We start from the raw sequence: 16,012 nt of genomic DNA, 5'->3' as shown, positions 1-16,012 counted from the left end.
CACCAATTAACTATTTTCGATTTGCTGTTTAAAATACAACGCAGAACAATAATTAGGTACTAGGTAAACGACACATGAAATTCAGTACGGTAATTCTCGCAGCAGGCAAAGGAACGCGTATGCATTCGAATATGCCGAAGGTGCTGCATACCTTAGCGGGTAAACCCATGGTTAAACATGTGATTGATGCATGTAATAACCTCGGTGCGCAAAATATCCATTTAGTGTATGGCCACGCTGGTGACCAGATGCAGCAAGCCTTGGCTAGTGAAAACGTGAACTGGGTTTTGCAAGCACAGCAATTGGGCACCGGCCACGCGGTTGATCAAGCGTCGGCCCATTTTCACGATGATGAAAAAATTCTGATCCTGTACGGCGATGTACCACTGATTTCTGAAGAAACTATAGAAAGTTTACTCGAAGCACAACCGAATGATGGTATTGCGCTGCTGACCGTGGTGCTGGATGACCCAACCGGTTATGGACGTATCGTGCGTAAACGTGGCCCCGTGGTGGCGATTGTTGAGCAAAAAGATGCCAGCGAAGAGCAAAAATTGATCAAAGAAGTCAATACCGGGGTATTGGTGGCGACCGGGCGTGATTTAAAACGTTGGTTGGCTGGTTTGAACAATAATAATGCCCAGGGTGAATACTATCTCACTGACGTGATTGCGGCCGCGCATAGTGAAGGTCGGGCAGTGGAAGCAGTTAATCCAGCTCATTCGATTGAAGTGGAAGGGGTCAATGATCGTATCCAGTTAGCTCGTCTCGAGCGTGCGTTCCAAGCGCGCCAAGCAAAAAAACTGCTCGAACAAGGGGTGATGCTGCGTGATCCGGCCCGTTTTGATCTACGCGGTACCTTGCAATGTGGCTATGATGTTGAAATTGATGTCAATGTGATTATCGAGGGCAATGTTTCGATCGGTAATAACGTGCTGATTGGCGCAGGTTCAGTGCTGAAAGATTGTGAGATTGACGATAACACTGTGATCCGCCCATACAGTGTGATTGAAGGCGCTACGGTCGGCGAAGATTGTACAGTTGGGCCTTTTACTCGTCTGCGCCCGGGTGCTGAGCTGCGCAATAATGCGCATGTGGGCAACTTTGTTGAAATGAAAAATGCCCGCCTTGGGGAAGGTTCCAAAGCCAATCACCTGAGCTATCTTGGTGATGCTGAGATTGGTACTGGGGTAAATGTTGGTGCCGGCGTGATCACCTGTAACTACGACGGTGTGAACAAACATAAAACGGTGATTGGTGATAATGTGTTTGTTGGCTCCGATAGCCAATTGATTGCACCAGTCACCATTGGTCATGGGGCAACTATTGGTGCGGGTACTACCCTAACCAAAAATGTGGCCGAGGGTGAATTGGTCATCACTCGTGCTGCTGAGCGTAAAATTGCCGATTGGCAGCGTCCACTGAAAAAATAGTCTCTCACTGAAAAATACTCTTTCACTGAAAAATAGTGTTTCGCTTGATCAGCGAATGGGATGCACCATAAAGCTAGAGCCGCAAATGCGGCTCTAGCTCTTTTTCACCATTGTTATCCCCACCAGCAGGTAAAGTCACACACGATGGCTATAGGGAGAGGGATTAGTGGTGACTCACATGGTTCTCCGCCGTAAATGATCCAGTCGGCTCGCCATGAGCCATTTTATAACCGAACCATAATCCCGCCGTACATAGTACAATCGCCATTCCAGTGACGGGTTGCGCTTGACTCGCCAGCGCTGCCACTAACGCACTGGCTAAACTGCTGATACTGATCTGTAAGCTATTTTGTAAGCCTGCTGCGGTAGCAGGGCTGTGTTTGGCACTGGAAAGAGCACGGTTAACTACGATCGGATACAGCGCACCGTTGGCGACGGCAATCAAACAAAAGGGTGCCAAAATTGGCCAAATAGAGCTGAGTTGCCATTGTGATGCAACCAAAATCATCGCCGCGGAGAGGGTAAACAAAGCCATCAGTAGTTTGAGTACCAAGCCATCACCATATTGGTTAACCGCTTTTTTACCTAAGTAGCCCCCCGCCATAAAGGCGATGGTTTGTGGAATGAAGCTTAGGCCAATATCACGCGCTTGATAACCAAGCTGGGTCATAATTTCTGGCATGCCAGTTAGATAAGCGAAAAAGGCCGCGGAAGCACAAGCAAACATCATTACATTGCCAAGATAGGCTTTGCTGTGCAGTAAGCCTTTAATATCTTGGGCGATCGAAGTGGTTTTCGGTTCAGTAACTTGATTGGTTTGCAAGCTAGTGCTGACCATCAACACCATACCCATTAAGGCTAAGCTGAAAAAAATACTCGGCCAACCCAAGTGATCGCTAAGCAGTACGCCAAGTTGTGGCGCGAGAGCAGGAGAGAGCGCCACTAACGGCATAATCGTGGCAAACACTTGTTGGCTCACCGAGCTTGAATAGCGCTTGATCACCATCGCTTGCCAGATCACCGCCGGGGCGCACACTCCAATCGCTTGGATAAAACGCAGCAGTAATAGTTGCCACACCGAGGTGCTGAATGCGAGACCTGTAGAGGCAAGCGTAAACAACAACAGACCGGCCAATAATGTATTACGATGGCCAAATTTATCACTGGCCAATCCCCACATCAGTTGGCCTAATGCCATTCCGACCAAAAACACGGTTAAAGAGAGCGCAATTTGCTCAGGGCCAGTGCTTAGCGCAACTTCCATCACTTTAAACGCGGGTAAATACATATCGGTAGCGATAAAACCGAGCATCGACAGCGCGGCGAGATACACTAATTGCCAGAAGGAGACGTTCATTTTTTATCCATCAAAACTATTCACACATAAATTTTTCAAGATCCATTCGCCTGAGCTAGGATTTTGCTGTGCTTACATTCTATTTTTGTCTGACCATGAAGAGAAACGGCAATTTTTTCGGTTATCATGCAAAAAATTTGATAGATAGGTGAGTGATGTTTTCTAAATCCTCTTTAGAGCTGCTGGATGTGGTAGCACGCTTAGGCAGTTTTACTGCTGCGGCAGAAGTGCTGCACAAAGTGCCGTCAGCCATCAGTTATAGCGTACGCCAAATTGAGCGTGAACTTGGTGTGATGCTGTTTCGCCGCTTGCCGCGTAAAGTGGAGCTGACCCCTGCGGGTGAGTTATTTATGCTTGAAGCAAGACAATTGCTGCGCCAGATGGAAGATATCCGAGCACAAACCAAACGGGCTGCGCATGGTTGGCGTAAGACCTTGAAAGTGACACTCGATAATGTGGTCAAGCTGGATAAGATGAAGCCAATGGTGGAAGCTTTTTACCAAACCTTTGACTTTGCCGAGTTGCAGATCAACATGGAAGTGTTTAATGGCTCGTGGGAAGCGATTGCACAGGGGCGTGCCGATATTGTGATTGGTGCAACGGCCGCAGTGCCGGTCGGCGGAGATTTTGAAGTACGTGATATGGGTATACTCGATTGGGCATTTGTGATGTCCCCACAGCATCCTTGTGTGCAACAGCAAAATTTTAGTCAAGAATTTATTAGCCAGTTTTTGGCGATCTGTCTCGACGATACCTCAAGTGTGTTACCTAAACGGCATACTGAGCACTATCCTAAGCAGCGACGTTTACTGTTGCCTAATTGGCATAGCGCAACCGAAAGTTTAAAAAATGGCTTGGGAGTCGGCTATATGCCAAGGCATATGGCTCAGCCACTGTTGGCGAGTGGTGAGTTGGTTGAGCATGTGTTGCCCGAGCCGGCACAATTGAGCCACTGCTGTTTGGTCTGGCGCAAAGATGAGCATCATAAATTGATTGAGTGGATGGTGAATTATTTGGGTTGTAGTGAGCAACTGTATCGCGATTGGCTACAAGCTCAATAATAGCGCTGGCTCTATCGAGTATTGAGTGCTTGGTGGCCAGCCTCTACACCAACTGGCCACCAAGCGCTCGCGTGAGTGAGATTCAGCATTGACTTATGGACGCTCAAAAATGGTCGCGATCCCTTGACCTAAACCAATACACATAGTTGCAAGGCCATATTTAGCCTTTTGGGCTTCCATGAGATTGATCAAGGTGGTGGTGATGCGAGCACCCGAGCACCCCAGTGGATGGCCAAGCGCGATCGCCCCTCCATTGAGATTGACCTTTTGATCCAGATCTGCGAGCAAATCCAAATCATGGATGCAAGGTAGAGCCTGAGCTGCAAAAGCTTCGTTGAGCTCAACCACCTCAATCTGTTGCATGGTTAAGCCGGCCCGCTTGAGGGCTTTATGGGTGGCAGGGACAGGACCATAACCCATGATCGAGGGATCGCAACCGGCTATCGCCATGGCTTTAATCCGGGCGCGAATGGTTAAGCCGAGCGCGTGGGCTTTTTGCTCACTCATGATCAACAAACAGGCTGCTCCATCAGAAAGTGCCGAGCTACTTCCCGCGGTAACGGTGCCAGCGGCGGGATCGAATACGGGTTTAAGTGCGGCTAATTTTGCCAACGTGGTATCTGAGCGGATCACCTCATCGTGGTCGAGCATAAACAGCGTTCCATCGCTAGTGTGCCCTTGGGTCGGTAAGATTTCGTGGTCAAAGTGCCCAGCAATGCTGGCCGCGTAAGCGCGCGCATGTGAGCGTGCCGCAAACTGATCTTGCTGCTCACGGCTGATACCATGCAACTTACCGAGTAGTTCGGCGGTTAATCCCATCATGGCAGCGGCTTTTGCAATGCGTTTACCGATCGCTGGGTGGAAGTTTACCCCGTGAGTCATCGGCAGATGTCCCATATGTTCGACGCCACCGACTAAACAAATTTCGGCATCACCCACCATAATTGCCCGTGCCGCATCGTGCAGCGCTTGCATTGATGAGCCACATAAACGATTTACGGTCACCGCGCCAATTTCAATCGGTAATCCAGCGAGCAGTGCGGCATTACGTGCCACATTGAAGCCTTGTTCAAGGGTTTGCTGAACACAGCCCCAATAAATATCTTCGATTTCTATAGGGTTAACCGATGGGTTACGCGCCAGAATTCCTTGCATTAAATGGGCACTGAGATCTTCGGCGCGTTGGTGGCGAAACGCGCCACCTTTAGAGCGCCCCATCGGAGTTCGCAAACAATCAACAATCACGACCGTATTCATGGTGTTACTCCTGTTCTAAACCGATATACCCTTCCTACTTGAAGCTGCAGCAGTGTTGGCGACGTTCGTTCACCCTAATCACATCGTTTGCCTACGCTCATGGGGACTCACTCACTTGCCGACTACCTGCAATGCCAAGTGGTTTGGGTATAGATAGCGTGCCGATTGGCGATGAGTGATAGAAAGTTTCCCCCTGTTTGGCCATGATATTGAGTCGTGCTGACACATGATAGAGCGGACCAAGGTGCGCGTATTGCTGGGCCATGGTGACATAATTGGCGATGCCGAACTGATCGAGATAACGCAATACGCCACCCCGAAAAGCTGGGAAGCCGAGTCCGTAAACTAATGCCATATCGGCTTCCGCCGCTGAGGCAATAATCTCTTGCTCAAGGCATATCACCACTTCATTAATCATCGGGATCATGGTGCGTTCAATGATGGTTGGTGGATCAAAGTGCTGTGCCGCACCGCACACTGAAGCCAGAATGGTAAGTACATCAGCATCGAAAGTTTTTGTCGGTTTACCTTTATCATCGGCCGGATAGTGATAGAAGCCGCAGCCACTCTTCTGGCCTAATCGCTGTGCTTGGTACAAAGCGTCAATCACATCAGGATCTTGTTTGGCCATTCGAGCTGGCAAGCCTTGTGCCATCACGCCTTGTGCATGATGGGCGGTGTCAATCCCAATTACGTCGAGTAGATAGGCCGGCCCCATTGGCCAGCCAAATTGTTGTTCCATGACGTGGTCGATGGCAGTAAAACTTGCGCCATCGCGCATCAGCAGGCTAAAGCCCGCCAAGTATGCAAATAGCACGCGATTAACGAAAAATCCCGGTCCATCATTGACCACGATCGGTGATTTCCCCATTTTTGTGGCATAAGCCACCATACGGTGGATCGTATCTGGTGAGGTGTGCTCACCTCGAATGATTTCGACTAACGGCATGCGGTGTACTGGATTAAAAAAGTGCATACCGCAAAAGTTATCCGGCCGCTGCAATGATTTGGCCAGCCAGTTAATCGGAATAGTCGAGGTGTTAGAGGCCAAAATAGCGTTGTGTTTGAGGTAAGTTTCGACCTCACTGAGCAGCGCCGCCTTGACTTGGGGATTTTCTACTACTGCTTCAATGACCACGTCTGCTTGTTCAATGCCGGCATAGTGTAACGATGGGGTAATTTCAGTGAGAATTTGCGTGACTTTGAAACTGTCTAGCTTGCCATGTGCTAACTGTTTATTCAGTAATTTGGCCGCTTCAGTCATTGCTTGTTTTAAACGGGTTGGAGCTAGGTCTTTAATAAAAACGGGCACGCCGCTAAAGGCTGACTGATAGGCAATCCCTCCCCCCATTATACCTGCACCGATGACGGCAGCATGGTGGGTTGGTTGGCTAGCCGCGGTGCTGGATTGTTTGGCGATCCCTTTAATATATTGATCATTAAGAAAAATGCCGACCAGCGCTTCGGCTTGGCTCGATTTTGCGAGCTGGATAAAGTGCTTACGCTCGATGTCGAGCGCGGCTTGCCGCGATAAACTTGCTGCTTGTTCAATCGCATTGATGGCCGTCAGCGGAGCGGGGTAATGTTGGCCAGCGACCTGAGCGACCATTCCTTTGGCGGTGGTAAAACACATTAGTGCTTCGAGTTTACTCAGGGTGAGTGGCGCGATTTTTTGTTGGCGGCGCTGTTGCCAGTCCAATTTCCCGCTGAGCGCTTGAGTTAATATCGCAATCGCACTAGCGATCAGTTGGTCACTCTCAACCAGCGCATCCAACAATCCGAGTTGTAACGCTTGCTTAGCTGGGCAGGTTTTTCCTTGAGTAATGATGTCTAATGCCGTGTCTGCACCCAGTAAACGAGGCAAGCGAACCGAACCACCAAATCCAGGCATGATGCCGAGTTTGGTTTCCGGTAAGCCGATGTTGGTAGTGTGATCGCCAATCCGAAAATCAGTGGCGAGCACACACTCACAGCCACCACCAAGCGCGTGACCTTTTAATACCGCGATGGTTGGGAACGGTAAGTCTTCCAGTTTGTTAAAAATGCTATTGGCAAACTGCAACCATTGGTCTAACTCGCTTTCTGGCTTAGCAAACATACTGAGAAATTCGCCAATGTCCGCCCCGACGATAAAAGCTGGCTTATCAGAGCTTAAGATTAGACCTTTGATGCTGGGATCTGCGGCCAACGCATCGAGTGCCGCATCAAGAGATTGAATGGTGTGCCGATCCAGTTTGTTGACTGAAGCTGGAGCGCAAAAGCACAGCTCGGCAAGGCCATTCGCCAGTGGTTTTACCTGTAGATTTTTTGCTTGGTAAATCATGGTCTATCTCCGTGACATGCAATCAGTGATTGAAACAACGATGATATTTGAATATGCAGATTTGACGGGTGACCTAAGTTTGGACACGATATCGGTCAAATTCAACACGGATTGCACACAATCGGTTAACAAGTGGCGAGGGCTAATTCGAGCTTGTGGCAAGCCTGTGTTACACTCAGCCAGTTTTTGTTGAGGCGCTAAGTTATGAAGCTCGATCCTTACCATATTCCCATCGCTTCGGTTCAATATGAAGAAGAGATTAAGAAGAGCTTGTTTGTCACTACGTTAGCCCATACGCCAGATAGCCACAGTGCAAAAGCTTTTATTGAGCAGATTAAGCAACTCCATACTGGAGCTCGTCATCATTGTTGGGCTTTTGTGGCAGGGCGCCCTGAAAACTCGATGTTATGGGGATTTAGTGATGATGGTGAGCCCTCCGGTACCGCAGGCAAACCGATGCTGGCTCAACTGACCGGTTCTCATATCGGTGAAATCTGTGCGGTAGTGACCCGTTATTATGGCGGTGTTTTACTGGGCACGGGTGGATTGGTGAAAGCTTATGGTGGCGGGGTGCAGCAAGCGCTGAAACAACTACAAACCATTGAGAAAAAAATCACCACCCAATTAAGTCTGACGTTAGACTACCCGATGATCCCACTGATGCAGGCGCTGTTGATGGAGTTCTCTGCGCAACAGATCGCTGGCGATTATGGCCAACAGGTACATTGGGTGGTCGAGCTAGAAGTGTTACAAGTCGCCGCTTTTTGTCAGGCGGTGATCAATAAAAGCAGCGCTAAGGTTATTATTGAACACTTAGATAATGATTAATCTGCCCATCACTGGGCTTTAAATACCCTAAATCGGAATATCGCCGCCGTCATGCAGTTTCGTTCAATTATTCGTATTGTTGGGCTTTTGCTCGCCCTGTTTAGTATCTCGATGCTGGCACCCGCGCTGGTGGCGTTAATTTATCGCGATGGTGCCGGCGTGCCATTTGTCTCGACCTTTTTTGTGTTGTTGTTGTGTGGCGCACTATTTTGGTTTCCTAATCGACGTCATAAACATGAACTGAAAGCGCGTGACGGTTTTTTGATTGTCGTCCTGTTCTGGACGGTTATCGGTAGTGCGGGTTCATTACCGTTTCTGCTGTCTGATAATCCGGGTGTTTCGGTGACGGATGCTTTTTTTGAGTCGTTTTCGGCTTTAACTACCACCGGCGCTACTGTCATTGTTGGGTTAGATGAACTCCCCAAAGCGATTTTGTTCTATCGCCAATTTTTGCAATGGTTTGGTGGTATGGGGATTATTGTACTGGCGGTGGCGATTTTGCCAGTCTTAGGGATTGGTGGCATGCAGCTGTATCGTGCCGAAATTCCAGGCCCAGTTAAAGACACCAAAGTGACCCCGCGCATTGCTGAAACGGCCAAAGCGCTGTGGTATATCTATTTAAGCCTGACTATTGCATGTGCTGGCGCATTTTGGATGGCCGGCATGACCTTGTTTGATGCCATTTGCCATAGTTTCTCCACCATCGCGATCGGTGGCTTTTCAACGCATGATGCCAGCATGGGCTATTTTGACAGCTACGCGATTAACCTGATCACTGTGGTGTTTTTGCTTATATCATCATGTAACTTTACCCTGCACTATGCAGCGTTTGCGACCGGTGGCGTACATCCTAAATACTACTGGCGTGATCCTGAGTTTCGCGCTTTTATGGTGATTCAAATCTTACTGTTTATGGTTTGTTTTTTGATTCTGTTTAAACACCATACCTATGATAGTTTCTATCAAGCTTTTGACCAAGCACTGTTCCAAACGGTATCCATCTCGACTACGGCCGGATTTACCACCACCGGATTTGCGGATTGGCCGCTGTTCTTGCCAGTGCTGCTGCTCTTCTCGGCTTTTATTGGTGGTTGTGCCGGCTCGACGGGAGGCGGTATGAAAGTGATTAGGATACTGCTACTCACCTTGCAAGGAGCGCGGGAGATGAAACGCTTGGTGCATCCGCGAGCCATCTACTCCATCAAATTAGGTGGTCTAGCACTTTCACAGCGCGTGGTTGATGCGGTGTGGGGATTTTTTTCGGCCTATGCCTTAGTGTTTGTGGTGTGCATGCTGGCCTTGATTGCGACCGGAATGGATGAATTGAGCGCGTTTTCCGCAGTAGCGGCTACGCTGAATAACTTGGGCCCCGGTCTTGGTGAAGTTGCAGTACACTTTGCTGATATCAATGACCACGCTAAGTGGATTTTGATTGTTTCTATGCTGTTTGGTCGGCTAGAGATTTTCACGTTATTGATTTTGTTCACCCCCACATTCTGGCGTAACTAATCATAACTATAATAGCAGCAGCTTAGGAGGAATGGGTGAGAGCGTTATTACTGTATTCAAGCCAAGAAGGGCAAACGCGTAAAATTATCCAACGTATCGCCGCGCAGATGCCAGAATATACTTGTGAGGTGCAAGACTTACATCAAAACATCGATATTGACTGGGCGGAATACGACAAAGTACTGATTGGGGCATCAATTCGCTATGGGCGACTTAATCCCGCCCTGTACCGTTTTATTGAGCATCACTTAGTGGGATTAACCAGCCGCAAAGCGGCCTTCTTTTGTGTCAATTTAACCGCTAGAAAAGAACAGCAAGGAAAAGATACTCCACAGGGCAGTGCCTATATCCAAACTTTTCTGAAAAAGTCGGCTTGGCAGCCAGAGCGAATCGCGGTATTTGCTGGCGCACTTTATTATCCGCGTTATCGCTGGTTCGATAAAATGATGATCCGCCTGATCATGACCTTAACTGGTGGCGAGACCGATACGAGTCAAGAAGTCGAGTATACCAACTGGGATAAAGTCGCTAAATTTGCTCAACAATTCCACAATTGGTAGCAAAAAACATCATTTCTGGGGTTTGCTGATGGCTTTTTCATCAAACAGTCAAAAGGAAGGAAAAAAAGCACAAAAAACACTTGCCAGTGTGAAGCAGATCTCTATAATGCGCCCTCACTGACACGGCAGACGCCGCAAGGCTTCAGAGCCAGTCAGCTAGGCAAAACGCTTCGATGCAAAAAGATGAAAAAGTGTTTGACACTGACCATTATCTCGCTAGAATGCACAGCCTCTTCGGTAAGAAAGCCGAAGCAAAACGCTCTTTAACAATATAAACCAATCAATCTGTGTGGGCACTCGTTGATGATAATCTCAAAAAGATTAATCAATGAACTGAGTGACCAAACGAGACGAAAGTCTTGGCACAGTCAATTCATTATCGTTCTGTTGGAACGATAATAGCTTTAAATTACTAAGGTAATTTAAAGTCAGTATTCATTGAGCCGAAGCGAAAGCTTCAAAAAACTTTTAATTGAAGAGTTTGATCATGGCTCAGATTGAACGCTGGCGGCAGGCCTAACACATGCAAGTCGAGCGGCAGCACAGAGGAACTTGTTCCTTGGGTGGCGAGCGGCGGACGGGTGAGTAATGCCTGGGAAATTGCCCTGATGTGGGGGATAACCATTGGAAACGATGGCTAATACCGCATGATGCCTACGGGCCAAAGAGGGGGACCTTCGGGCCTCTCGCGTCAGGATATGCCCAGGTGGGATTAGCTAGTTGGTGAGGTAATGGCTCACCAAGGCGACGATCCCTAGCTGGTCTGAGAGGATGATCAGCCACACTGGAACTGAGACACGGTCCAGACTCCTACGGGAGGCAGCAGTGGGGAATATTGCACAATGGGCGCAAGCCTGATGCAGCCATGCCGCGTGTATGAAGAAGGCCTTCGGGTTGTAAAGTACTTTCAGTCGTGAGGAAGGTTGTAGTGTGAATAGCACTATGATTTGACGTTAGCGACAGAAGAAGCACCGGCTAACTCCGTGCCAGCAGCCGCGGTAATACGGAGGGTGCGAGCGTTAATCGGAATTACTGGGCGTAAAGCGCATGCAGGTGGTTTGTTAAGTCAGATGTGAAAGCCCTGGGCTCAACCTAGGAGTTGCATTTGAAACTGACAAGCTAGAGTACTGTAGAGGGGGGTAGAATTTCAGGTGTAGCGGTGAAATGCGTAGAGATCTGAAGGAATACCGGTGGCGAAGGCGGCCCCCTGGACAGATACTGACACTCAGATGCGAAAGCGTGGGGAGCAAACAGGATTAGATACCCTGGTAGTCCACGCCGTAAACGATGTCTACTTGGAGGTTGTGGCCTTGAGCCGTGGCTTTCGGAGCTAACGCGTTAAGTAGACCGCCTGGGGAGTACGGTCGCAAGATTAAAACTCAAATGAATTGACGGGGGCCCGCACAAGCGGTGGAGCATGTGGTTTAATTCGATGCAACGCGAAGAACCTTACCTACTCTTGACATCCTCAGAAGAGACTGGAGACAGTCTTGTGCCTTCGGGAACTGAGAGACAGGTGCTGCATGGCTGTCGTCAGCTCGTGTTGTGAAATGTTGGGTTAAGTCCCGCAACGAGCGCAACCCTTATCCTTGTTTGCCAGCACGTAATGGTGGGAACTCCAGGGAGACTGCCGGTGATAAACCGGAGGAAGGTGGGGACGACGTCAAGTCATCATGGCCCTTACGAGTAGGGCTACACACGTGCTACAATGGCGTATACAGAGGGCAGCGATACCGCGAGGTGGAGCGAATCTCAGAAAGTGCGTCGTAGTCCGGATTGGAGTCTGCAACTCGACTCCATGAAGTCGGAATCGCTAGTAATCGCAAATCAGAATGTTGCGGTGAATACGTTCCCGGGCCTTGTACACACCGCCCGTCACACCATGGGAGTGGGCTGCAAAAGAAGCAGGTAGTTTAACCTTCGGGAGGACGCTTGCCACTTTGTGGTTCATGACTGGGGTGAAGTCGTAACAAGGTAGCGCTAGGGGAACCTGGCGCTGGATCACCTCCTTACACGATGATTATCGTGATGAGTGTCCACACAGATTGATATGGTTTAGATTAGAGAAGCAAACATAGTGTCCCGTTCGTCTAGAGGCCTAGGACACCGCCCTTTCACGGCGGTAACAGGGGTTCGACTCCCCTACGGGATACCACTTCCTTGCGAAGTAAAGGGGTCGTTAGCTCAGTCGGTAGAGCAGTTGACTTTTAATCAATTGGTCGCAGGTTCGAATCCTGCACGACCCACCAAACTCTTCCGTCACGGGAAGTAAAATACGTGGGCGATTAGCTCAGTTGGGAGAGCACCTGCCTTACAAGCAGGGGGTCACTGGTTCGAACCCGGTATCGCCCACCACTCTCTAAATACTTTTGGAATGCAATTCCAAACCACCCATTGTTGTGTGGTTCGGTTTTTTGCCGCCGAGAGTCTTTAGAAAGTGTCTCTTAGTGATAAGAAACATCTTGCTCTTTAAAAATTTGGAAAGCTGACAAAACAACAATTTATTGTTGTTTGTAAAGTTCTCAATGTTTATCGAAAGATAAACACCAACAACACATTCAAGTGTGCTTGGTATCGAATAAGGCTTAGGTCTTGTTCAAATTTGAGTCCGGCAAAATCTGTCTCGCACTCATGAAAATTAAACGCGAGACAACTTAGGTTGTTTAAACAACGACCCGAAACTCCTTCGGGTTGTATGGTTAAGTGACTAAGCGTACACGGTGGATGCCTGGGCAGTCAGAGGCGATGAAGGACGTACTAACTTGCGATAAGCGCAGATGAGGCAGTAAGAGCCGTTTGAGTCTGCGATTTCCGAATGGGGAAACCCAGCTGCATAAGCAGTTATCACTAGATGAATACATAGTCTAGTGAGGCAAACCGGGGGAACTGAAACATCTAAGTACCCCGAGGAGAAGAAATCAACCGAGATTCCGGTAGTAGCGGCGAGCGAACCTGGATTAGCCCTTAAGCACTCGTTGAAGTAGGTGAACAAGCTGGAAAGCTTGGCGAAACAGGGTGATAGCCCCGTAACCGACGCTTCATCGAGCGTGAAATCGAGTAGGGCGGGACACGTGATATCCTGTCTGAATATGGGGGGACCATCCTCCAAGGCTAAATACTCCTGACTGACCGATAGTGAACCAGTACCGTGAGGGAAAGGCGAAAAGAACCCCTGTGAGGGGAGTGAAATAGAACCTGAAACCGTGTACGTACAAGCAGTAGGAGCACCTTCGTGGTGTGACTGCGTACCTTTTGTATAATGGGTCAGCGACTTATATTCAGTGGCAAGGTTAACCGAATAGGGGAGCCGTAGGGAAACCGAGTCTTAACTGGGCGTTCAGTCTCTGGATATAGACCCGAAACCGGGTGATCTAGCCATGGGCAGGTTGAAGGTTGAGTAACATCAACTGGAGGACCGAACCGACTAATGTTGAAAAATTAGCGGATGACTTGTGGCTAGGGGTGAAAGGCCAATCAAACTCGGAGATAGCTGGTTCTCCCCGAAAGCTATTTAGGTAGCGCCTCGGACGAATACTACTGGGGGTAGAGCACTGTTAAGGCTAGGGGGTCATCCCGACTTACCAACCCTTTGCAAACTCCGAATACCAGTAAGTACTATCCGGGAGACACACGGCGGGTGCTAACGTCCGTCGTGGAGAGGGAAACAACCCAGACCGCCAGCTAAGGTCCCAAAGTATTGCTAAGTGGGAAACGATGTGGGAAGGCTCAGACAGCTAGGATGTTGGCTTAGAAGCAGCCATCATTTAAAGAAAGCGTAATAGCTCACTAGTCGAGTCGGCCTGCGCGGAAGATGTAACGGGGCTAAGCAATACACCGAAGCTGCGGCAATATCTTTTAGATATTGGGTAGGGGAGCGTTCTGTAAGCCGTTGAAGGTGAACTGTAAGGTTTGCTGGAGGTATCAGAAGTGCGAATGCTGACATGAGTAACGACAAAGGGGGTGAAAAACCTCCTCGCCGGAAGACCAAGGGTTCCTGTCCAACGTTAATCGGGGCAGGGTGAGTCGACCCCTAAGGTGAGGCCGAAAGGCGTAATCGATGGGAAACGGGTTAATATTCCCGTACTTTTGACTATTGCGATGGGGGGACGGAGAAGGCTAGGTGGGCCAGGCGACGGTTGTCCTGGTTCAAGTGCGTAGGCTAGAGAGTTAGGCAAATCCGGCTCTCTGTTAGGCTGAGACACGACGTCGAGCTGCTACGGCAGTGAAGTCATTGATGCCCTGCTTCCAGGAAAAGCCTCTAAGCTTCAGATAGTCAGAAATCGTACCCCAAACCGACACAGGTGGTCGGGTAGAGAATACCAAGGCGCTTGAGAGAACTCGGGTGAAGGAACTAGGCAAAATGGTACCGTAACTTCGGGAGAAGGTACGCTCTTGATGGTGAAGTCCCTCGCGGATGGAGCTGACGAGAGTCGCAGATACCAGGTGGCTGCAACTGTTTATTAAAAACACAGCACTGTGCAAAATCGCAAGATGACGTATACGGTGTGACGCCTGCCCGGTGCCGGAAGGTTAATTGATGGGGTTAGCGCAAGCGAAGCTCTTGATCGAAGCCCCGGTAAACGGCGGCCGTAACTATAACGGTCCTAAGGTAGCGAAATTCCTTGTCGGGTAAGTTCCGACCTGCACGAATGGCGTAATGATGGCCACGCTGTCTCCACCCGAGACTCAGTGAAATTGAAATCGCTGTGAAGATGCAGTGTACCCGCGGCTAGACGGAAAGACCCCGTGAACCTTTACTACAGCTTGGCACTGAACATTGAACCTACATGTGTAGGATAGGTGGGAGGCTATGAATCGATGACGCTAGTTGTCGTGGAGCCGTCCTTGAAATACCACCCTTGTATGTTTGATGTTCTAACTTAGGCCCCTAATCGGGGTTGAGGACAGTGCCTGGTGGGTAGTTTGACTGGGGCGGTCTCCTCCCAAAGAGTAACGGAGGAGCACGAAGGTGGGCTAATCACGGTTGGACATCGTGAGGTTAGTGCAATGGCATAAGCCCGCTTAACTGCGAGAATGACGGTTCGAGCAGGTGCGAAAGCAGGTCATAGTGATCCGGTGGTTCTGAATGGAAGGGCCATCGCTCAACGGATAAAAGGTACTCCGGGGATAACAGGCTGATACCGCCCAAGAGTTCATATCGACGGCGGTGTTTGGCACCTCGATGTCGGCTCATCACATCCTGGGGCTGAAGTCGGTCCCAAGGGTATGGCTGTTCGCCATTTAAAGTGGTACGCGAGCTGGGTTTAGAACGTCGTGAGACAGTTCGGTCCCTATCTGCCGTGGGCGTTGGAAGATTGAAGGGGGCTGCTCCTAGTACGAGAGGACCGGAGTGGACGAACCTCTGGTGTTCGGGTTGTGTCGCCAGACGCATTGCCCGGTAGCTAAGTTCGGAATTGATAACCGCTGAAAGCATCTAAGCGGGAAGCGAGCCCTGAGATGAGTCTTCCCTGACGGTTTAACCGTCCTAAAGGGTTGTTCGAGACTAGAACGTTGATAGGCAGGGTGTGTAAGCGTTGTGAGGCGTTGAGCTAACCTGTACTAATTGCCCGTGAGGCTTAACCATACAACACCCAAGGGGTTTTGATGGACTCAAAGTTAAGCGCATAAGAATGTGTGTGTGAGAATGAAGACAGCTTTCCAGATTATTCTCTAGAAATAGAGAG

The 16,012-nt window shown here is 49.3% G+C and carries 8 protein-coding genes, 3 tRNA genes and 2 rRNA genes; 10 read left to right on the top strand and 3 right to left on the bottom strand.

What is annotated here, in order from left to right:
* The first annotated feature begins 74 nt into the window (after positions 1-74).
* Positions 75-1,433 (top strand): bifunctional UDP-N-acetylglucosamine diphosphorylase/glucosamine-1-phosphate N-acetyltransferase GlmU, encoded by a 1,359-nt coding sequence (gene glmU / locus OOK74_RS11340; protein ID WP_166014013.1) that lies wholly within the window; start codon positions 75-77, stop codon positions 1,431-1,433.
* Between the two features lie 163 nt (positions 1,434-1,596).
* On the opposite strand, the gene punC is transcribed toward glmU, so the two are convergent.
* The gene (gene punC, locus OOK74_RS11335; protein ID WP_278182828.1) at positions 1,597-2,790 is read right to left on the bottom strand and encodes a purine nucleoside transporter PunC; all 1,194 of its coding nucleotides are present in this window, start codon (positions 2,788-2,790) and stop codon (positions 1,597-1,599) included.
* Positions 2,791-2,945: 155 nt separating this feature from the next.
* Here punC and punR point away from each other — a divergent pair, with 155 nt between their 5' ends.
* A complete protein-coding gene (punR, locus tag OOK74_RS11330) occupies positions 2,946-3,851 on the top strand; it encodes a DNA-binding transcriptional activator PunR (protein ID WP_274723419.1) in 906 nt (301 codons plus the stop codon).
* A 93-nt stretch (positions 3,852-3,944) separates the two neighbouring features.
* Here the strand turns inward: punR and fadA are convergent, their stop codons facing one another.
* Together fadA and fadB are read right to left on the bottom strand one after the other, a co-directional pair.
* Complete coding sequence (gene fadA, locus OOK74_RS11325; protein WP_274723418.1) at positions 3,945-5,108, bottom strand: acetyl-CoA C-acyltransferase FadA; 1,164 nt, start codon at positions 5,106-5,108, stop codon at positions 3,945-3,947.
* 97 nt (positions 5,109-5,205) lie between these two features.
* The gene (fadB, locus tag OOK74_RS11320; RefSeq protein WP_278182827.1) at positions 5,206-7,431 is read right to left on the bottom strand and encodes a fatty acid oxidation complex subunit alpha FadB; all 2,226 of its coding nucleotides are present in this window, start codon (positions 7,429-7,431) and stop codon (positions 5,206-5,208) included.
* Positions 7,432-7,635: 204 nt separating this feature from the next.
* Between fadB and OOK74_RS11315 the strand changes: the two genes are divergently transcribed.
* The 8 genes from OOK74_RS11315 to OOK74_RS11280 all read left to right on the top strand — a co-directional run bounded on the left by OOK74_RS11315 (position 7,636) and on the right by OOK74_RS11280 (position 15,912).
* On the top strand, positions 7,636-8,259 hold the full coding sequence (locus OOK74_RS11315; protein ID WP_278182826.1) for a YigZ family protein: 624 nt from the start codon (positions 7,636-7,638) through the stop codon (positions 8,257-8,259).
* A gap of 51 nt (positions 8,260-8,310) precedes the next feature.
* Positions 8,311-9,768, top strand: coding sequence for a TrkH family potassium uptake protein (locus OOK74_RS11310; RefSeq protein ID WP_274723415.1), 1,458 nt, complete (start codon positions 8,311-8,313; stop codon positions 9,766-9,768).
* 35 nt (positions 9,769-9,803) lie between these two features.
* Positions 9,804-10,328: a menaquinone-dependent protoporphyrinogen IX dehydrogenase gene (gene hemG, locus OOK74_RS11305; protein WP_278182825.1), complete on the top strand. Its 525-nt coding sequence runs from the start codon at positions 9,804-9,806 to the stop codon at positions 10,326-10,328.
* Positions 10,329-10,797: 469 nt separating this feature from the next.
* Positions 10,798-12,340, top strand: a 16S ribosomal RNA gene (locus OOK74_RS11300).
* A 67-nt stretch (positions 12,341-12,407) separates the two neighbouring features.
* Positions 12,408-12,483: transfer RNA gene (locus tag OOK74_RS11295), tRNA-Glu, on the top strand.
* An 18-nt stretch (positions 12,484-12,501) separates the two neighbouring features.
* A tRNA-Lys gene (locus tag OOK74_RS11290) sits at positions 12,502-12,577 on the top strand.
* 30 nt (positions 12,578-12,607) lie between these two features.
* A tRNA-Val gene (locus OOK74_RS11285) sits at positions 12,608-12,683 on the top strand.
* A 342-nt stretch (positions 12,684-13,025) separates the two neighbouring features.
* Positions 13,026-15,912: ribosomal RNA gene (locus tag OOK74_RS11280) — 23S ribosomal RNA — on the top strand.
* The 16S and 23S rRNA genes sit together here with 3 tRNA genes alongside, the layout of an rRNA operon.
* Positions 15,913-16,012 lie beyond the last annotated feature (100 nt).

Source organism: Vibrio misgurnus, assembly GCF_029635775.1.
Taxonomy (GTDB): Bacteria; Pseudomonadota; Gammaproteobacteria; order Enterobacterales; family Vibrionaceae; genus Vibrio; species Vibrio chanodichtyis.
The sequence above is the reverse complement of the archived record's forward strand: the minus strand, read 5'-3'. Positions and strand labels throughout refer to the sequence as shown.